General features: G+C 45.8%; 18 protein-coding genes. 5 read left to right on the top strand and 13 right to left on the bottom strand.

The genetic code is table 11. The features are described 5' to 3' along the window. Positions 1–11: 11 nt before the first annotated feature. The 8 genes from K0H60_RS19000 to K0H60_RS18965 all read right to left on the bottom strand — a co-directional run bounded on the left by K0H60_RS19000 (position 12) and on the right by K0H60_RS18965 (position 11,729). Entirely contained in the window at positions 12–665 is a 654-nt protein-coding gene (locus K0H60_RS19000; protein ID WP_220056700.1) for a hypothetical protein, read from the bottom strand. Positions 666–737: 72 nt separating this feature from the next. Further along, complete coding sequence (locus K0H60_RS18995) at positions 738–3,968, bottom strand: type I restriction endonuclease subunit R (protein WP_220056699.1); 3,231 nt, start codon at positions 3,966–3,968, stop codon at positions 738–740. Continuing rightward, entirely contained in the window at positions 3,965–5,167 is a 1,203-nt protein-coding gene (locus K0H60_RS18990; RefSeq protein ID WP_220056698.1) for an SIR2 family protein, read from the bottom strand. The genes K0H60_RS18995 and K0H60_RS18990 overlap by 4 nt, the downstream gene beginning before the upstream one ends. After that, positions 5,160–6,413 (bottom strand): restriction endonuclease subunit S, encoded by a 1,254-nt coding sequence (locus K0H60_RS18985; RefSeq protein ID WP_220056697.1) that lies wholly within the window; start codon positions 6,411–6,413, stop codon positions 5,160–5,162. The genes K0H60_RS18990 and K0H60_RS18985 overlap by 8 nt, the downstream gene beginning before the upstream one ends. Next, positions 6,403–8,040 carry a type I restriction-modification system subunit M gene (locus K0H60_RS18980; protein WP_220058208.1) on the bottom strand — a complete coding sequence of 546 codons (1,638 nt, stop codon included), beginning with the start codon at positions 8,038–8,040 and terminating at the stop codon, positions 6,403–6,405. The genes K0H60_RS18985 and K0H60_RS18980 overlap by 11 nt, the downstream gene beginning before the upstream one ends. A gap of 364 nt (positions 8,041–8,404) precedes the next feature. Continuing rightward, a complete protein-coding gene (locus K0H60_RS18975; RefSeq protein ID WP_220056696.1) occupies positions 8,405–9,100 on the bottom strand; it encodes a hypothetical protein in 696 nt (231 codons plus the stop codon). Positions 9,101–9,401: 301 nt separating this feature from the next. Further along, positions 9,402–10,664 (bottom strand): tyrosine-type recombinase/integrase, encoded by a 1,263-nt coding sequence (locus tag K0H60_RS18970; RefSeq protein WP_220056695.1) that lies wholly within the window; start codon positions 10,662–10,664, stop codon positions 9,402–9,404. A 201-nt stretch (positions 10,665–10,865) separates the two neighbouring features. Continuing rightward, positions 10,866–11,729 carry a YicC/YloC family endoribonuclease gene (locus tag K0H60_RS18965; RefSeq protein ID WP_220056694.1) on the bottom strand — a complete coding sequence of 288 codons (864 nt, stop codon included), beginning with the start codon at positions 11,727–11,729 and terminating at the stop codon, positions 10,866–10,868. Between the two features lie 214 nt (positions 11,730–11,943). Here K0H60_RS18965 and rph point away from each other — a divergent pair, with 214 nt between their 5' ends. Together rph and pyrE are read left to right on the top strand one after the other, a co-directional pair. Continuing rightward, positions 11,944–12,657 carry a ribonuclease PH gene (gene rph / locus K0H60_RS18960; RefSeq protein ID WP_011624329.1) on the top strand — a complete coding sequence of 238 codons (714 nt, stop codon included), beginning with the start codon at positions 11,944–11,946 and terminating at the stop codon, positions 12,655–12,657. A gap of 96 nt (positions 12,658–12,753) precedes the next feature. Then, positions 12,754–13,401: an orotate phosphoribosyltransferase gene (gene pyrE / locus K0H60_RS18955; protein ID WP_220056693.1), complete on the top strand. Its 648-nt coding sequence runs from the start codon at positions 12,754–12,756 to the stop codon at positions 13,399–13,401. A gap of 94 nt (positions 13,402–13,495) precedes the next feature. Here pyrE and folE read toward each other — a convergent pair whose 3' ends face one another. The 5 genes from folE to coaBC all read right to left on the bottom strand — a co-directional run bounded on the left by folE (position 13,496) and on the right by coaBC (position 18,847). Further along, positions 13,496–14,146 carry a GTP cyclohydrolase I FolE gene (gene folE, locus K0H60_RS18950; RefSeq protein ID WP_011624327.1) on the bottom strand — a complete coding sequence of 217 codons (651 nt, stop codon included), beginning with the start codon at positions 14,144–14,146 and terminating at the stop codon, positions 13,496–13,498. Positions 14,147–14,413: 267 nt separating this feature from the next. Then, positions 14,414–16,399, bottom strand: a complete 1,986-nt coding sequence (locus K0H60_RS18945) for a S9 family peptidase (RefSeq protein WP_220056692.1) — start codon at positions 16,397–16,399, stop codon at positions 14,414–14,416. Positions 16,400–16,534: 135 nt separating this feature from the next. Next, on the bottom strand, positions 16,535–17,128 hold the full coding sequence (slmA, locus tag K0H60_RS18940) for a nucleoid occlusion factor SlmA (protein WP_011624325.1): 594 nt from the start codon (positions 17,126–17,128) through the stop codon (positions 16,535–16,537). 30 nt (positions 17,129–17,158) lie between these two features. Next, positions 17,159–17,617 carry a dUTP diphosphatase gene (dut, locus tag K0H60_RS18935; RefSeq protein ID WP_011624324.1) on the bottom strand — a complete coding sequence of 153 codons (459 nt, stop codon included), beginning with the start codon at positions 17,615–17,617 and terminating at the stop codon, positions 17,159–17,161. Then, positions 17,618–18,847: a bifunctional phosphopantothenoylcysteine decarboxylase/phosphopantothenate--cysteine ligase CoaBC gene (gene coaBC, locus K0H60_RS18930; RefSeq protein WP_220058207.1), complete on the bottom strand. Its 1,230-nt coding sequence runs from the start codon at positions 18,845–18,847 to the stop codon at positions 17,618–17,620. Between the two features lie 121 nt (positions 18,848–18,968). Here coaBC and radC point away from each other — a divergent pair, with 121 nt between their 5' ends. The 3 genes from radC (at position 18,969) to rpmG (ending at position 20,185) form a co-directional block, all read left to right on the top strand. Further along, the gene (gene radC, locus K0H60_RS18925) at positions 18,969–19,646 is read left to right on the top strand and encodes a RadC family protein (protein WP_011624904.1); all 678 of its coding nucleotides are present in this window, start codon (positions 18,969–18,971) and stop codon (positions 19,644–19,646) included. A 122-nt stretch (positions 19,647–19,768) separates the two neighbouring features. Then, a complete protein-coding gene (gene rpmB / locus K0H60_RS18920; RefSeq protein ID WP_006079870.1) occupies positions 19,769–20,005 on the top strand; it encodes a 50S ribosomal protein L28 in 237 nt (78 codons plus the stop codon). A 6-nt stretch (positions 20,006–20,011) separates the two neighbouring features. Then, positions 20,012–20,185 carry a 50S ribosomal protein L33 gene (gene rpmG, locus K0H60_RS18915; RefSeq protein ID WP_006079871.1) on the top strand — a complete coding sequence of 58 codons (174 nt, stop codon included), beginning with the start codon at positions 20,012–20,014 and terminating at the stop codon, positions 20,183–20,185. Positions 20,186–20,222 lie beyond the last annotated feature (37 nt).

Below are 20,222 nucleotides of genomic sequence, written 5' to 3'. Positions count from 1 at the left end.
ATGTAATGGGCTTAGTTTAGGTTCATGGAATTTCGCCACGCTTTAATACGCTTCTTGGTTTCATCAGTGAACCCAACTCGCGTTTTGTTAATCACAATATTTGCAGAACCATGTGGAGTCTGTAATCCCCACAATTGAGAAGAACGGCACATCACCAATAGAATTTCTTCTCTCAAAGCTTGCGGGATTAGTGTCCGCCTAAGGTATTCTTGTGCCGCCCAAACACTTAGCAAGCTGGTGGCAAAACTTTGTACTTGGTCCATATTGGTAGAGGCATAAGGGACTAAATTAAACACACAGATATGCTTTGATGCCAGTTCACAATTCCCATCAAACAAACTATTGGCAACTGGCTTAAACCATTTATCCCAACCCTGTATCTGATAAGGATAAGACTGTAAACCATCAAGTTGAGCAAACAACTTATCCTTCAATTCCTGCGACGCAACAACCTCAGCGGTTTTTGCATCACGACTAGGGTTAGCATAACAAAGCACAATTTTTGCGGTTTTTAATGGCCCAAAGAATGGTCCCGGCGGTAAACCAAATTCAAATTCACCATCAATATCTATGGACTTTTTCAGCCCCTCAAGCACAACAAGGTCATCGGTATGAGTGTTCGCTTGCTCAGTTAAGCAGGAATACCAGTAACTGAATAGATTCATTTGGGTCCATTCTTCTCTTTTAACTAAGCTTATCTGCTGGTTATTGCTTATCAAACTAACCAGCAACACATTTTAAACAGCCGCAGTCCAACCATCCGCCAGCGCTTCGGCTTGCTCCAATATCAACTGAATGGCGGCGTCGGCTTGGTCAGGTGGATACTTCCAACGGCGTAATAGACGGCGCACAAGGTTGCGCATTCTGGCTCGTACACTCTCCCGCTTCTGCCAATCAACACTCGCAGATTGGCGTAGCTGCTTAGTCAACTCAATGGCGAGCAGACGTAAGTTATCATCACCAAGCTCACGAACCGAAGCCTCATTCACCACCAGCGCGCGGTAGAAGGCGATTTCATCAATAGAAAGATTAAGCTTTGCCGTCATTTCAGCATCAGCTTGCATCTCTTTCGCCCACTTAATCAGCTCTTCAATCACCTGTGCAGTTTCAATGCTGCGATTGTGGTATTTCCGCAGGGTTTCAGTGATCCGCTCAGAGTAGGTTCGCTCTTGAACCACATCATTCTTCATACTGGATTTCACTTCATCACGCAGCAGCTTTTCCAACAACTCTACGGCAAGGTTCTTCTCTTTCATGTTTTTCACATCTTCGAGAAATTCCTCAGATAACAATCCGATATTGGGCTTATCGAGTCCAACGGTTTTGAAGATATCTTCAACACCTTCAGCCACAATGGCGTTATTTAAGATCCGCTGAAGTGCAAAGTTTTTCTCTTCATCACTGCGTTTACTATCTACGTTGGAATGCTTAAGAAACGCAGTTTTAATGGCAGCGAAAAAAGCGATTTCTTCGCGATACTGCTTGGCCTCATCAAGGGTATTACATAGCGAATACGCTTTAGATAAAGCGGCCATTACATCCAAAAAGCGACGCTTGCCATCACGGACTTGTTCACCTTTGCTGGTGGAATGGCTCAGCCCCGCAATATGGTTAACCGCTCCCGGTAAAAGTTGCAGCGGCTTGGTTTCAAACTCTGGCCGATAGTTAAATACATGGCCATCCATCGGTGTCGCAAACATGCCTCGGATGATGTCGATTTTTTCTTCCAGCACGGCAAAGGCTTCAGCCGCATCAACCGTTGGCGCACCTTTACCTTGGCTGTTGGTGTAGGTTTTCAGCGCGTTTTTAAGCTCATTGGCAATACCGATGTAATCCACGACCAAACCGCCGGGCTTATCTTTAAACACGCGGTTAACACGGGCAATCGCCTGCATGAGGTTATGGCCTTTCATCGGTTTATCAACGTACATGGTGTGGCAACATGGGGCATCAAACCCCGTTAACCACATGTCACGTACAATCACCAATTGCAGCGCGTCGTTGGTATCTTTAAATCGCTTCTCAAACAGCTTTTTGGTTTTCTTGTCATAGATGTGCGGTTGCAACTTGGCTTTATCGGCCGCACTGCCAGTCATAACAACTTTGATAGCACCTTGCAGCGGATCCTCGCTATGCCATTCCGGTTTAATCGCCACAATGGCATTGTATAAATCCACGCAAATTTCGCGGCTCATCGCCACTATCATAGCTTTGCCGGGGAAGGGTTCGGTACGGGTAGTAAAATGCGTCACTAAATCTGCTGCAACTTGATCAATTCGCGGCTTAGCACCGACCAGCTTCTCTAATGTTGACCATTGCGATTTGAGTTTTTCGCGCGCCGAGGTTTCTTCCTCTTCACCGATTTCCTCTTCCACTTGGTCATTAAGCGCCTCAATCTCATCTTGATTGATGGTCAGCTTGGCCAAACGAGATTCGTAATAGATGGGCACGGTCGCGCCATCGTCCACCGCATCTTGAATATCATAGATAGACACGTAATCGCCAAACACACCACGAGTGTCTTTATCATCTAGTGAAATCGGCGTTCCGGTAAAACCAATAAATGCAGCATTGGGTAAAGCATCACGCATATATTTGGAATAGCCGTAAACATAGCGTTGGCCAATCACATTGCCCTGCTCGTCCTTCACATTGCTTAGGCGCGCTTTATTACCGTATTGGCTACGATGGGCCTCATCCGAAACCACCACAATGTTACTGCGTGCTGACAATGTTGGATGTTCCGTTTCATCATCCAGCAAGGCAAATTTCTGTACTGTGGTAAAAATGATGCCGCCCGACTGTCTATTGAGCAACAAGTCGCGCAAGGTATCTCTATCAGTGGCTTGCTGGGGTATCTGTTTAAGCGTGTCTTGCGCCATCATAAAGGTGTTATACAACTGGCCATCTAAATCGTTACGGTCAGTCACAATCACTAACGTGGGGTTATTCATTTCCGGCTGTTGCAGTAATTTGCTGGCGTAACACACCATCGAGATACTTTTACCACTGCCCTGCGTATGCCACACCACCCCAGCTTTTTTACTGCCGGGCACCACCTTGTTGGCGTAATTCGCGCGTGGTTCTTTTATGCCCTCGCCATTGGCGGCAGCAATCACTGTCGCTTTAACGGCGGCCCGTACCGCATGGAATTGGTGATAACCGGCAATCTTTTTGATCAGCGTTTCGTTATCGTTCTCAAACAAAATGAAGTAACGAATGTAATCCAGCAGCAACTCCGGCTTAAAAAAGCCACGTACCATGGTTTCTAGCTGCATCTCTAACAGCGGTTTATCGTCTTCACTGTTAATGGTCTTCCACGGCAGGTAGCGCTCTTTATTCGCCGTGAGTGAGCCTACGCGCGCCAACCAACCATCACTCAGCACCGTCGCCTCGTTAAACACAAACAGATCGGCAATTTCTTCTTTGTAAGTCTGGATCTGGTTATAAGCTTGCCAAATATCGGTGTGCTCATTTGCGGGATTTTTCAGCTCAATCACCGCAATCGGCAAGCCATTGATAAACACCACCACATCAGGGCGACGATTCCCTTTAGTGCCAATAATGGTGAATTGATTAACCACTAAAAACTCGTTGTTCGCCACATTATCAAAGTCGATTAGGCGCACATGAGTATGTTTGGTTACCCGCTGATCCTCTTCAATCACCGAGTACTCTAATGGCACGCCTTCAATAAGGTATTGATGAAAGCAGCGGTTATTTTTGATCAGCACCGGCGTATCGGGCGTTGCTACGGTATTAGCAATTTCCAACAGCGAATCTGCTGGAATTTCTGGATTTAATAACGTGAGCTTGTCGAGCAGCCGCTGCTTGAGGATCACTTGGTGGAAGTTTTCTCGTTCTGGAGTATCGCCATCTGGCGCTATGTCATAGCCATTTTGATACAGGTAGCCCAGATCAATAAACCAGTTAATAGATTGCACTTCCAATTGTTCTTCACTGATCACGAAACACTCCTCAAACTATATTTTTTAGAAGCGACATCAAGAGCCAACTCTAAACATTTTTCTAGCATCGAATGGTCATGTTCCTTGACCTCATACCAAATCGGCTTGATATTGAGGCTTAAGAGACGACCTTTTTTATCAGCTACATCGCTTGGTTTTGGTAGAGGAAGAAAAGCAAAATGATCAGGAATTTCAAAATGACCTTCCTGCTTAACAGATTCAAATAATTCTAGTGTTCTATCTTTTTCAAGAGAACATCCGAGAAACAATAAAGAATGGCTGATATAAATTTGACGTAGAGATCGTGGAAGTTGCTTGGAAAAGTCGATACCATTAATTCCATAAGCCTCATCATACTGCGACTCGGTAAACACATATGACTTAGGTTGCGCTGCATCACCGTGTAGCTTCATCAAACAACGCTCGCCTTTTAGCAGTTGGCTTATAAAGCCATTTTGTTCCTGCTTCCCATACATATAACCATTTAATGAACTCCCCTTTGTCTGATCGAATTTTTTCTCTATCAACCGATCAAAGTTAGTAGTTATCACACATGACGACGCCAACGTTGGCAACAAGTCGATAACAGGGGGAAAAAGAGGCCTATCATCTTCCTGTGCTGCTTTTAAACGAAATTCTGTTTGAACAAAATTGTCAAAATAAGCTTCATTTTTTTGATACAGTAACTCAGCTACTTCAAGGTAGTGATTGTTCGATAACTCGTGCTTTATTTGAGCTAGCAATTCTTCGCCACCTATCTGTTTGGCAAGCCTTTCTAATGCCTTTCCCCATAGAGGATAACCAGCAGCTAAAGCGACTCCCGCACCGACAAAAGGTGCAACACGTTGTCGTTTGATAGCATCGATTAAATCCAAAAACAAAGGTACTTGTTCAGTTTCCTTCAAAAATTTAACGGCCAAATAATGCTTTTCTTCGAGCTTTATACCATTCCACTTTTCTAATTCATCAAAATATGTATCTCGCTCAACCCAATATAATATGTCACTAACATCATACTGATAAACAACTGAGGAATCATTCATGCTATGAATACTGACTTTAGGTCCTTCTGACTCGACAGTAACAGTCGCACTTAAATTTAATTCATTATTAAAGTCAGCATACTCACCTAACTTTGTACTTAAATACTGCTCCACTCGTTCAATAACAAAGTGACTATCCTGAAATAGCTTACTCATTGTCGCCCCCTAATTTTTTCAGCTCAATTTCGCCGGAAAGCAAATTAGGAAGCAGTGTGTCACGGAGTGTTGCAAGCTCTATATTTTGTCGTACATTCGCCTCAATTTTTTGAAGAAGAGGAGCGACTATCGCGTCAAATTTATTTGCAAGCTCTACTCCACTAAATGCCATAGAATAGGTGTCAAATGTCTTTGTGGTGATCGTGTCAAAGACACCTCCGTGAGTATTCCGTTGAAGGGTGCTTACCGCTTCCTTTAGGTTGAAGTAATTGTAGTAATCGCCAATATCTTTACCTCGAATCCCGTAACACGATTGGTTCATGCACATGTCCGTACCAACAAGGGCTAATTTACCAACAGTACCGCGAGCCGTAATAATTGTTGTTCCTTTTGGAAGTAGCTTCGTCGATGATTTTTTTAGACCAAGTTCAGTAATCTTCTCCTCAGTATCGACAACAAATACGTTGCTTGCTGATGGCACATCTCTAACTGAAAACCAAGGAATATCGCCATTCCAATATGTTTCTTCCGAACGTTTTGGAGTTCCGCCACCAGTAAGTTGTATCAAGCTAGATAAGGTGCTTACTTCCCAACCCTCAGGAATCAAACCTAGCTCAGATTCAACGAACTTTTCGGGGAAAAGTGAGGCAGTCGCAGCATCCATGCCTTCCGGTTGCTCGCCATTCATTTTGGCTTTCACTGGTTCGAAGTCGACAAACCATGATTTGAAGATAGCTTGCGCCATTTGTTCTAGGGTTTGGTTGGTTTCTGAATTCAACGCCACCTTATACTTAAAGCTATTGAGGATATTATTGAGTTTTATCCTCTCATCTTTAGGAGGGATTGGAATCTCAATTTTATCTAGGTTAGCTTTATTTAACTTCGGCTGAACCGCCCCGGTGATATACGCACCAATGTTCAATACAGAGAAATAGTATTCTAAGTAGTCAAGAATACCTTCCTCTTTTTCAGACAGTATGTGAGCATGGTTGTTGACCCAAAACTTACCACTAGCTTGGAAAGCAATTGGTGTATTTCTTGTGCGAAGATTTTCTCCATCTTCTGAAATCAAAAGATAGCGACCATCAAAAATGAAATCGTCTATATGATCAACAACACCTGATGCCCCATAGTATGGATAAATACCTTGCCTTTTTTCTCGGTCAAGGCTCTTCAAAGGGATCCGTTTGTTATTTTCAAAGTTGGCAACTTCAGAGATGCGTTTTAAAGGCCAATTACAACTCATAGCCTAACCCCGCTAGGTTCTTTTTGATTTCAGCCTCTAGCATTGCTGACTCAGCAAACTGCTCACTGAGTTTGTCGGTCAAGGTCGCCATCTTTTCCGCAAACGGAATGCCGTCATCTAGCTCTTCAGTTGCGCCAACATAACGCCCCGGCGTTAGCACAAAATCGTGCTTTTCAATCAGCGCTAAATCGGCTGACATACAGAAGCCTGCTTGGTCTTGGTAAGCCACACCATTTACTTCAACGCCAGTTTTCCAGGCATGAAAAACATCAGCTACCTTCTGGATATCATCCATGGTGAAGTCACGTAGCACACGGTCTTTCATATAACCAAGGTTACGCGCATCAATAAACAGCACTTCGCCTTTGCGGTTGCGCAGTTGACGACCGGCTTTATCGGTTCGTGCACCTTTGTTGTTGGTTAAAAACCAGATACAGGCGGGAATTTGGGTGTTGGTAAACAGTTGCCCCGGCAGTGCTACCATACATTCCACTAAGTCGTTGGTGACCAGATTTTTACGGATTTCACCTTCGTTATTGGTGGTGGAACTCATGGAGCCATTCGCCAGCAATAGCGCTTGTGAGCCGTTGGGTGCAAGGTGTGACAGCATATGCTGCAACCAAGCAAAGTTAGCATTGCCTGATGGCGGCTTGCCGTATTTCCAGCGAGGGTCGTTATCATCCACACCGGTGTCCCACTCTTTCATGTTGAATGGTGGGTTGGCCATAATGAAGTCGGCGCGTAAATCAGGGTGTTGGTCATGGGTATAGGTGCTGGCGGGCTCTTTACCAAAATCGTAATCGAGGCCACGAATGGCCATGTTCATTGCAGCCAATTGCCATGTGGTGTAGTTATATTCTTGGCCGTAAATGGAGATTTTTTGCTTTTGTGTGAGCGGGTCAATCGCGTGTTTACCGGCGTAACGCTCAATAAACTTTTCTGACTGCACAAAGAAGCCGCCAGAGCCCATGGCTGGGTCATACACGCGGCCTTCAAATGGTTCAATCATTTCAACGATAAGGGTGACAATAGAAGCTGGGGTATAGAACTGACCGCCTTTTTTACCTTCAGCAAGCGCAAACTGGCCGAGAAAATACTCGTACACATGGCCAAGAATATCTTTACTGTTGAGGGTCTTGTGATTAAACGGAATGGTGGCAATTAAGTTAATCAGCTCCACCAGCTTGGCTTGGTCGATACGCAGGGCTGAGTAGCTTTTGTTAAGCACCCCTTTCAGTTTGGGATTATCGCGCTCAATGCCTTCAAGGGCGGTATCAATCAAGTGACCGACTGAAGTGATTTTTTTCGGTTTACCAGCAATGGTGAGCTCGACAGAACCAATCGCTAGCGGCGCGTTGTTTTGCAAGAACTGCCAGCGGGATTCAGGCGGTAACCAAAATACGTTTTTCTCGGTGTAGTAATCGCGCTGTTCTAACTCTGCGGCGATTTCTTCGGCTAGGTCTTCAGCGCTTAAGCCTTGTGGGTCGAGGTAGTATTCGTGCTCAGGATTGGCGAGCTCGGCTTTGATGTCATCTTGGCGCAGGCTAAAAGAATCCGACACATATTTAACGAAAATCAGCCCAAGTACGGCGTGTTTGTATTGTGCTGCATCTAAGCTGGCGCGCAGTTTGTCAGCGGCATTCCTAACTTGTTTTCAAGTTGCTGCAAAAATTGTTGTTCGAGTTCGTTCATTGCAAGGTGATGTCCGTTTATTGCTGAGCCAAGACAGGTATTCGCTAGCTCAGCGTGTCCTTAAAGGAAGATAACTTTGTGCTATGGCGGGCCAATGGTGTTAGCACAAGCCACAGTAATGCACTGATTCTGCCACGCATTATGGCGGCATATCTATAAAAACTAATTGAAGTGTATCAAGATTTGAGGATTTGGGATGGTTTGCGAGCGATTGGCTGGATTTAAGCGGGTCTTAGCACCTAACAAGGCGGAAGTCCACCACCAACATGGCTGGTGGACTCTAGCTTTCACCAAGGCGGTTAACTGTTTTCTAAGATTCGGCGTAACAGTGCGGGTGAATCCAGTTTGATTTTGCCATCGTAAATATATGACTGGTACTCTTCAGTATCTTCAATCTCATCTTCGATAAGATCACAAACCGACATATAAGTGTTTAACCAAAGTTTTTTGGTGCCAGCGCTAATTCTAAAGCCACTATAGTTTCTACCTTGGAAACTATCAGGCAAAGCCCATCCCATTTTTTGAAGTTGGGCTACAGTTAAAATCAGGTGTGCTAACACTGGTTGTTCTGGTGCAATGTTTTCATGAAAATTAGTCCAGTAACTCAAATCACCATCTTCGCCTGATGCCTCCCAACCGCGAATGTCGTTTACTTCATCTAATGAATCGTAAGGATGAGAGTGGAATGTGCCAACCAATTCCAAATGTGGCCAATATTGTTGAATAAGCGCTTTCTTAGTCTCAATACTTTCGATATCTGGTTGGACGTAGTTTTCATGACGGATTGCAGAAGTCTCAATTGTCGCAGAGGTAACGATGACTTTGTTCTCACCATCCTCACTTTTTGCAGGAACAACATATCCCCACAGCAAACCATATGTTTCTATCTTTTTCTTGCCTTTGGAACGTTCAGTAGCTTTGTGAACGATGTCGTAAGCCTCAATGGCTGCGGACATTAGCACTGGCATAACATGATCTTCAATAACCACTCTCATTGATGTAACTCCTTGTGTGAAAGACCCTTTGTTCTGTTTGCCAGTATACATGAAGTGGTGGATACGCATTATGTAGTAGTTCAAGAATAATCACTTTAAGATGACTCAAGTGAAACAGTGGCTATTCACATTAGAACGCTAGGATGTGGACGATGCCAATATGGAATTAGTGGGCAATTAGTTCATTTATGATCATTACTCTGTGACAGAGTGTCACCGTGATAAATAGCCACTTACACAGGTCTCCATTAGACTTTGGAATCGCTCATGGGATGTTTTTTGTCATTGCTCATATATGAACTTAAGCCCGTCGACTAAATGGAGTTATATTGTTACTGGTGCCATCAATAATTGGGCTTAATAACCCTGCTAAAAGGGACAAAGCTTCTCTACGCTCTTCTAAGTAATCGTGCTTGTTATACACAGCCTCAATTCCTTTCAGTTTGTGGTTTAGGCAGCGTTCAGCGATGTGTGGGAGTACCTTTAGTTCGGCTAACAAACTGCGGCAGGTTCTGCGTAGATCGTGGATAGTAAAGTGTTCAATGCCAGCTTGACCTAAAAGGTTATCTAAGGGTTGTTTATTACTATCAACTTTTTGGCCGAACATTTTTGATAGAGCATGGTTTAAAGTGTCACTAGATATATAGCCCCTACGTTTACTGGCTCGACGATTTGGGAATACGTATTTAGAACCTCCTGCCCGTGAATGAAGTTCTTCAAACCAAGTGATTGTTTGAGGCGGCAGAGGGATAGTGATAGGTACTTGAGTTTTAGTATTGCCTTTGGGCAAGCGCCACTCGAGACATTCAAAATCAAAGTCACTCCATCTAGCGGAAATCAGTTCTCCTTTGCGAACTCCCAATGTCAGTAATAAAGCAAGTGCTAAATAATTATCTCGTGTGAAAACCGTACTGTAATTCCTTAATACCTCAAAGAGTTTAACTAATTCAGAAATCTTTAGCGCTCGATCTCTACTCTTCTCGACGCCTCCGGCATCAACTGGCTTAAATGCGGTAGCGGGATTTCCTGACACGAGATCTAACTTACACGCATGATTAAAGAGTTGTTTGCACAGTAGCAGTGTTTTATTCGCAACGGTGGGGCGATTGCTCTTTGCCACTTTGTGAATAATTGCTCTTATGTCTCTGGCGTTAACATCTACAACTTTTAATTGACCAATCGTAGGCTTAATCTCTTTTTTATACATTCGCATGGGAATTTCAGGATGTTTCAAGCGAGCGGATGTGCATTTGTACCAATCGTCGAAAAGGTCATTGACAGTTTTGATTGTTTCTTCTTGTTGCCGTTCTCGTTCCGCAAGGGGGTCTATTCCTTGTTTTGCTAATAGTTTGATCCTTGCAGCTTCTGCTTTAGCCTCAACTAAAGGCATTGCAGGGTATATCCCACCATCAAGCATCATTGAGCGGCGTTTACCGTTAACGCTGTATCTTACTTCCCAGTATGCGACGCCCTCAGTTTGCACGCGGAGATACAGCCCATCACCAATTGCTTTGCGTCCTAGTTCCTTGCTCTTTAAAAAAGCCTTAATTTGCTTGTCATTCATACGGTTAAGTCCAAATTGGTGACTAAACTTAAAAATGGCCTATTTTTGGCCATTTTTAGTGGTTTCAAGCGATTTTAGTCACCACTTTAGTCCCACTTTTTCATAAACAATAGCAAACAATGGCGAACATGTAAAAACATAAAACCATGCAAGTGTATGGTTTTATAATGGTTTTTAAACGGTATTAAACCCCTGAAAACACTATTCAACGTTCTGGATCTGCTCGCGCATTTGTTCGATGAGCACTTTGAGCTCGACAGCGGCGGCGGTGATTTCTGTGCTGATGGATTTTGAGGCGAGGGTGTTAGATTCGCGGTTAAATTCCTGCATCATAAAATCTAAGCGACGGCCTTCGCTGCCGCCTTTTTTGAGGATGCGGCGCGCTTCGTTAACATGGGCTTCGAGTCTGTCCATTTCTTCGGCCACATCTTGTTTTTGTGCTAACAGGATCATCTCCTGCTCGATGCGGGCAGGGTCGAGTTCACCTTTGATTTCCGCGAGGCGATTGGTGAGTTTATCACGTTGATATTCCATCACTCTAGGCATGTGTTCGCGCACGATAGCGATTTGCTCTTCGACGCCTTCTAAACGGCTTAACAACATTTCTTTAATCGCTGCACCTTCGCGGCCACGGGCTTCGATAAACTGGTCTATTGCTAAATCGAAAGCCGTTAATAGCTCGGCGCCAATGGCATCCATATCTTGCTCAGAGCTTGAGAGCACTCCTGGCCAGCGCAAAATGTCAGTCAGGCTCACTTCGCCTTGGCCGGCTTCTTGTTTTAACCAGCTGGCGGCGTCGAGCAACTGCTTGGCTAGCCCTTGGTTTAATTTGAGTTCGTTATTGCTGTTGTCGGCTAACTCATAGCGTAAATTGACCTCGACTTTACCGCGGCTTAAACGTTTACGCAGACGGTCGCGCAGTACGGGCTCGAAGCTGCGGAATTGTTCTGGCAGACGTAGGTAAGTTTCGAGGTAACGCTGGTTGACTGAGCGAATTTCCCAAGAGGCGGTGCCCCATTGTGCTTTGTGCTCGATGCGAGCGTAGGCTGTCATGCTTTGGATCATGGGATTGTCCTAATGGTTGAATCGTCATATTGATAGGCGATTATAGAGTCAATGGCTTTAGGATTAAAGGCATACAATATACTGCTAGGGGTTAAGCTAGCATTTAAAGATGGGGAGTTTGTCAGAGAATGGCCCTAGGCATGGCATCCTCAGGCACAAATCCCTATAATATGCAGCCAAAATCGGTCAATGACTCAGAATACAGGAATCTCGCATGCGTCCAAGTAACAGAACGCCAGCACAAACACGTCCCATCACTATCACTCGCCAGTTTACGGCCCACGCCGAAGGTTCTGTGTTAGTGGAGTTTGGCGAAACCAAAGTACTTTGTACCGCCAGTTTTACTGAGGGTGTGCCACGTTTCCTAAAAGGTCAGGGACAAGGCTGGGTGACGGCAGAATACGGTATGTTGCCACGTTCAACCCACAGCCGTATGGACCGTGAAGCGGCTCGCGGCAAGCAATCTGGCCGTACTCAAGAGATCCAACGTCTGATTGGTCGTGCACTGCGTGCTTGCGTCGATATGAAAGCTCTTGGCGAAAACACTATCGTTATCGATTGCGATGTGATCCAAGCCGATGGCGGTACTCGTACCGCGTCTATCACAGGTGCCTGTGTGGCTCTAGTGGATGCGCTGAACTGGGCCCGCGGTAAGGGCATTATCAAGTCTAACCCGCTGAAGTTTTTGATTGCGGCGGTCAGCGTTGGTATCTACAACGGCGAAGCGATCAGCGATCTCGAATATGTGGAAGACAGCGCGGCCGAAACCGATATGAATGTAGTCATGACGGAAACCGGTAAGATTATTGAAATTCAAGGTACGGCCGAAGGTGAGCCATTTAGCCATGAAGAATTGATTGAGCTACTCGGGTTGGCGAAGAATAGTATTCGTGAAATCGTCGATGTGCAGAAAGCCGCATTGAATTAATTGTTGTTGATAAGAAGCCCCGTTATGGGGCTTTTTATTAAATCAATATTGCTATAACCCAATAAAAATACAACGTTAAAGTCGTAAGGAGAGATTGTGAAAGCCTATCAACGAGAGTTTATTGAATTTGCCCTAGAGCGTCAGGTACTGCGATTCGGTGAGTTTACCCTTAAATCGGGCCGTATCAGTCCTTATTTCTTTAATGCGGGTTTATTCAATACAGGACGGGACCTTGCGCGCTTAGGGCGTTTTTACGCTGCGGCGTTAGTGGATTCAGGCATAGAGTACGATCTGTTGTTTGGCCCAGCTTACAAAGGTATTCCGATTGCGACCACGACAGCGGTGGCCTTGTGCGAACACCACGATATCGATATTCCCTACTGCTTTAACCGTAAAGAGAAAAAAGATCACGGTGAAGGCGGCAGCTTAGTCGGTAGCGAGCTTAAAGGTCGTGTGATGTTGGTGGACGATGTGATCACTGCGGGTACGGCAATTCGTGAGTCGATGGAAATCATCGAGACCCATCAGGCGCAGCTGGCTGGCGTATTAATCGCGCTGGATAGACAAGAGAAGGGCAAGGGCGAACTGTCGGCCATCCAAGAGGTTGAGCGTGATTTTGGCTGCGGTATTGTGGCGATCATCAAGCTTGCGGATCTGATCAGCTACTTGTCAGAAAAACCGGGTATGGAAGCGCAATTGGCGGCGGTAAGCCAGTACCGTGAGCAGTATGGCATCGAGGCCTAATGAGGCTTAAGCGGGTTATAAACCGCTAAAACAAAAACGCTGCGATTCAATAAGAATGGCAGCGTTTTTTTATGCCCTGATTAAATCTAACAGCTTATTTGGATTGATTTAAAAACTCGGCACGGGTGGCGGGGTTAGATTTAAAAATGCCCCCTAAGGCGGTGGTCGTGGTGGAGCTGGTGGAGTCCATCACGCCGCGTGATTTGACGCAGTAATGCACCGCATCCATTTTCACTGCTACGTCTTTGGTTTCGAGCAGGGTTTGCAAGGCTACTAACACTTGCTGAGTTAAGCGCTCTTGCACCTGTGGACGCTGGGAGAAGAAACGCACTATGCGGTTAATCTTTGATAAACCTATAATTTTCTTACGAGGAATATAAGCGATCGTCGCTGTGCCATCGATAGTGACTAAGTGATGCTCACAGGTACTGGTCAGGCTGATATCCTGCACGCGCACCATCTCATCGAAACCCATTTTATTATCAATGACAGTGATCTTCGGGAAGTTTTCATAGTCGAGGCCTGAGAAAATCTCATCGACATACATTTTGGCGATGCGGCGTGGAGTATCGGCAAGACTGTCGTCGGAAAGATCCAGTGACATTAGCGTCAGGATTTCCTTCATATGGAATTCAATCTTGTCCTTACGCTCTTCAGGCGTAAACACATTGGGGAGCATGGGGGTTTCAAGTCCGCGTTCTTGTAGGGCGGCTTGTACTTTTACTGCTGCTTCACTTAATGCCATCTTATCCTCCACTACTGCAGTAGCGGCTATCACTGAAAACCTAGCACCCTAAACTGAGTTTGTACAATGGGTGAACTCAGGTACAAATCGACTGGTTCTTATCTGGGTAAGAACAAGGTGGGGGAGAATAGCGCGAATTGCGGATAATTCATACCAAAAAACGCTCACGCTGAAGATGAAAAAGCCGATAGTCCTTATCGATTATCGGCTCATCGGGGCGCCAAAACATCATTATCTTGATGAAGATAATGGTTATTTTAGTGAGTACTAAAGTTTTAAGTTGGTTTTTAAGAAACTCAGCATCTGATCGTAATACTTGGCTCTATGCTCATCGTTATAAAAACCATGGCCTTCGTTATCCATCACCAGTTTTTGATAGGGATAATTATGGGCTTTGAGGGCTTTTTCGAGTGATTCGAGCTGTTCAATCGGCGCTCGCTCATCGTCACCACCGTGCACCAGTAAGAGGTTCGCTTTTAATTTAGCAACGTTCTCTGAGGGAGACATGGCTTTTAGGATGGCTTTGTCTTGGCCGAGTACGTCCTTAAGATAGCTTGTGCCTGAACGTGTTCTAGCGACGTCACCTTCATCAAACATCAACTCTAGATCATAAACACCGGCAAACCCAACCGCGCATTTAAACATATCGGGCGCTAATACGGCGCTTTGTAGTGCGCTATAGCCGCCAAAGCTACCGCCTGCGATACACACCCGTCCCTTATCGGCAAAGCCTTGATCAATCACATATTGAGTTGCATCGATAATGTCGTGCTGAATATCCGATCCCCACTTTTGATAGCCTGCTTGCTCGAAACGCTCGCCATAACCACCTGAACCGCGGAAGTTAACCTGCAACACCGCCATACCATTTTGAGCAAGTAGTTGGTTTTGTGGGTCAAAGCCCCACCAGTCACGAATGCCGTGGGGACCACCATGGGGATTGACGACCAAAGGGAGATTTTTGGCTTCTTTGCCGAAGGGTAAGGTTAAGTAGCCATGGATTTTCTGGCCATCACGGTTGGTGAAACTAATAGGTTTAACCTCCGCCATTTTTTCGGGGTCGAGCCATTTGCGGGCGGCGGCTAGATACTCTAGCTTGAGCTTTTTCGTATCAAACACATAGTAATCACCAGGATTGCGATCGTTAAATGCAATCACCACCAGTTGCTCGCCATTACGGGTTTCGCTGACAATTCGTACTTGATGCCCGGGTAGAGCTGCAATTAAATCCTTAAGTAGTTTGGCGTGGTTGTCGTTATTATCGACAAAGGCATAACTGGGATAGCCATTTTCAAATTCAACGGCATAGAGCTGCTTATTGGTGCCATTGATCCAGAAGTTGCTGGGATCAACCACCTCATCTTGAATGATCTCGGCCTTCTCGCCTGTTTCGAGATTGATGCGATAGACGCCTAAGGTTTCGTTACCCACTCGGCCTGCGGCGTAAATACTATTTTTATTATCAGCAAAAGAGATAGGTGTAAAATCACTTAAGCCAAGGTTAAGTTTATCGGTGTTTATCCATTCGCCATCTTTGCGGTAAAAGACTTTAGTGATGTTTTTGCCATCTTCCCCTGCCACAAAGCGGACTTCACCATCATGGTCAGTCATAAAGCGTGCTCGGCCAATGGGGGAGCCAGTTATGCGTTTACGAACCCCGCTAAAAAGGTCAACGCGGTAGACATCCTGAGGAGTTTCACTCAAGTCTGGGGCACCAGTCCACGGGAGCGCATTGACCAGCATATAGCGTTCATCATCCGGTAGAGGATCCAGAATGAATGCTGTGGCACTTATGGCTGTGTTTTTCTTGATATTTGAGCCTGTCTGTTGCTCGCCGCTGTTATATCCAAATAGATATTTAGGGCGAGAACCATCGGCGTTGACCGCCATTAATTCGCCGTAGTATTGGGGTACATCGGTCCAACCCTTAAGGTATTCTTTGGCCAGTACAATGCGCTCGCTATTGGCCCATTCATAGGTGCCTACCTGTGCGTTACCTGGGAAGCGGATCGCATTCAGCAGTTTTTTGGTTTGAGCATCCAATACTATAAGTACATTTTTCCCCTCAACACTGGTAATTGCACTTAAGTATTTGCCGGTAGGTGAGATCTTGACGTTAGAGTACTCGTTACCGCGACTGAATAATTGGGATTGTGACAGGGCATTTGCCGCCGAGGTTTCGGCCGCGAATGTGCTGAAAGGCATAATAGGCAAGCAAATTACGGCCAATGCAGCAAATGGCAAAGATTTCATCTGACATCCTTGTAATATTATTGTGGTTTTTGTTTTGAAAATGTTTACTTGAGATTAAAACAAAAGAAATACCGATACAAGGCGTGGGGGATAAAAGAAAGGACGGTGATTACCGTCCTTTGTATTGAAAAATCATTAGCTTTGTAACAGCTGATGCTGAATAAAGCGCCACTGTTCATCGAAGTGCTGCGTTGGTTTGAGTTTAAACTCGCTGCGGACAAATTGAGCAATTCGTCCCTCAGCGAAAGCTAACAGCAAATTAGCTAAAATAGCCTCATCTAAATTAAAGCCTTTCCCTTCACGTAGGGTTTTTTCTCGCAGAATTTGCTTGAGTTGAGTTTCAATTTTGGCAAATAGGGTGCTGATACGACTGCGTAGACGCTCGTTTTCACCTAAGAGTGCATCGCCATTGAGTACCCGAGAGATCCCAGGGTTGCGCTCGGCGAAAATCAACAGCAGTTGTAGCACTAATTGGCAACGTCTCATGGTGTCTTTTTCATCGTCCATGATGATATTGATGCGGGAGAGTAATGACTCTTCAATAAATTCAATTAACCCTTCAAACATCCGCGCCTTACTCGGAAAGTGGCGATAGAGGGCCGCTTCCGATACACCGACCTCAGAGGCGAGTTTAGCGGTGGTAATACGTTGTCCTGGGCTGGTTTCTAGCATTTGCGCTAGGCATTGCAGTATGTGTTCACGACGATTAATTTTTGGGCTTACAGCCATTGCAGTATCCTTGCTCAATATCGATGCCGGTTATTTAGTGCCAGAATGGCCAAATCCACCTTCACCACGATCTGAGCTGTCGAACTCATCAACGAGTTTGAATTGTGCTTGTACCACTGGAACAAACACGAGTTGTGCGAGACGATCACCAATTTCTAACGTAAATGGGGTATCGCTGCGGTTCCAGCAAGAAACCATCAAGGGACCTTGATAATCTGAATCGATAAGCCCAACTAGATTGCCGAGTACGATACCGTGCTTATGGCCAAGGCCTGAACGGGGCAGGATCACGGCGGCAAGTCCAGGGTCTGCCACGTGGATGGCGATGCCTGTAGGGATTAACTGAGTCTCACCTGGGGCTATCGTCATTGTGGTATCTATCATGGCGCGAAGATCCATTCCCGCGCTGCCAGGCGTGGCATAGGCGGGCAGGGGAAATTCAGAGCCAATACGGGAATCGAGGATCTTTAATTCAATCGGTGTTTTCATTTATTTTGTTTTTTCTTTCACTATCAACGAAAGTAATTGCCGAGCCAACGTGAGCTTATCGGTAGCAGGCAAATCTTGACTACCCTGCGGCCAGAATACACGCAGGGCATTGGCATCGGCATTAAAGCCAAGGCCAGCAACGGATACATCGTTTGCGGCGATCATATTCAAGTTTTTGCGTTTGAGTTTATCGCGGGCGTAGGTTTCTACATCATGGGTTTCGGCGGCAAATCCCACCACAAAAGGACGGTTTGCCAAGCTTGCGACCGTCGCTAAGATATCAGGATTCCTCACCAGCGCAAGTTGCATTTCTTCGGCGGACTTTTTGATCTTACAGTCCGCAATATCGCTGACGCGATAGTCGGCAACCGCCGCGCAGCCAATGAAAATATCTTTTTTATCAACATTATCCATCACAGCGTCGAGCATGTTTTGCGCGGATTCGACATTGATTCGCGTCACCCCCTCAGGGGTTGCTAAATTTACTGGACCTGAGACCAAGGTCACAGCGGCGCCCATGTCGGCGGCGGCTTTTGCTAAGGCGAATCCCATCTTGCCTGAGCTGTGATTAGAGATATAACGCACCGGATCGATGGCTTCGCGGGTTGGTCCTGCGGTAATGAGCACCGACTGGCCCGCTAGCGGCTGAGTTTCCTGTTCAGCATAGACATCTTTTGTTGCAAAAAAGCGACTGGCTAATTCTGCGATTTCTAACGGTTCGAGCATACGACCAGGGCCTACTTCGCCACAGGCTTGGCTGCCGCTGGCGGGGCCCCACAGGGTATAACCTCGGCCTTGTAAACTCGCTAAATTGGCTTGAGTGGCCGCATTGCGATACATCTGCTGATTCATCGCGGGACACAGGGCTATCGGCGCTTCGGTCGCAAGGCAAGTGGTGGTGATAAGCTCATCCGCCATGCCCGTATTGATACGGGCCAGCAAATTCGCGGTGGCGGGGGCGATAATCATTAAATCCGCCCAGCGCGCGAGCTCGATATGACCCATTGCCGCTTCGGCAGCCGGATCGAGTAAACTTGATGCCACGGGATGGCCTGATAAGGCTTGCAGAGTGAGAGGGGTAATAAATTCCATGGCGCTTTGGCTCATCACCACGCGCACATCAAAGCCGCGTTCTTTTAAGCGGCGCACTAAATCCGCACTTTTGTAGGCCGCTATGCCGCCACCAATACCCAGTAGGACGTTTTTCGTTATCAGGCTCACAGACATCATCCGAGATTGAAATAATGTTGCCAACCATACCACAAAGCGACTAATTGGCGTGACTGTCCCAGTTCAAAAAATCTCGTCCATACTTGTCTAAAGTGAAAATTCGCGCTGACAGGGAGGTCGTATGGCGATTAAGGATTGGCCCGAGGGTGAAGGTCCGCGGGATAAATTATTGGTAAAAGGCGCCGCCCATCTCTCGGATGCAGAATTACTGGCCGTTTTACTGCGAAATGGGCTGAGCGGTTTGAATGCGGTCGACCTTGCACGCTCACTCATTCATGAATTTGGTGGATTAAGAAGCTTACTTTGCGCACCAAAGCATCAGGTGTGTCGACTTCCGGGCGTGGGGCCTGTAAAATACGCCCAGCTTCAAGCCGCGGCTGAATTAGCGAGGCGTGTGGCACAAGAAAACCTGCAGAGAGGTCAGGTTTTGACAAATCCCGATTTAACTCGGGATTATTTAATGAGACAATTAGCTGACCGCTCCTATGAAGTGTTCGCAATTTTGCTGCTGGATAGCCAGCATAGAGTGATTCAATTCGTCGAATTATTCCGCGGAACAATAGATTCAGCTTCGGTGTATCCACGTGAAGTGGTGAGCCTAGTGCTGGAGAAAAAGGCTGCTGCCGTCATAGTGTGTCACAATCATCCGTCTGGTATTGCCGAGCCCAGTCAGGCTGACAGACGAATAACTGAGCGATTAAAAAATGCGTTAGCAACCATAGACGTATCCTTACTGGACCATATGGTTGTTGGTGATCGAGAGATAGTTTCCTTCGCGGAACGAGGCTGGATTAATTAATCTAACGCTTGATCTTACCTCTATGATCGTGTATAAAATGCGCCCTCTTTGTGCCTCGGGCGACGGCCATACGAGGTACATTAATGCTCGAGCGTTAAAATTGTTTTTTGGAGAAGACTGACATGTCAAGAGTATGCCAAGTTACTGGCAAGAAGCCGATGGTTGGTAACAACCGTTCGCACGCAAAAAACGCGACCCGTCGTCGTTTTTTACCTAACCTGCAAAACCACCGTTTCTGGTTAGAAGAAGAAAAACGTTTCGTACAGTTACGTGTATCTACTAAAGGTATCCGTCTGATCGATAAGAAAGGTATTGAAGTTGTTGTTGCTGAACTTCGTGCCCGTGGCGAGAAGGTGTAATAGATCATGGCTAAAGCTAAAGGTAATCGTGAGAAGATCAAATTAGTTTCTACAGCTAAAACTGGTCACTTCTACACAACTGAAAAAAACAAGCGTAACATGCCAGAAAAAATGGAAATCAAAAAATTTGATCCAGTTATTCGTCAGCACGTTATCTACAAAGAAGCAAAAATCAAGTAATCCTTGTTTAGTGTTTCGAGAAAAGCCCCTTATCTAA

The organism is Shewanella mangrovisoli, assembly GCF_019457635.1.
Lineage (GTDB): Bacteria > Pseudomonadota > Gammaproteobacteria > Enterobacterales > Shewanellaceae > Shewanella > Shewanella mangrovisoli.
Note: the sequence above shows the minus strand (reverse complement) of the source record. Positions and strands in the feature narration are given on the sequence as shown.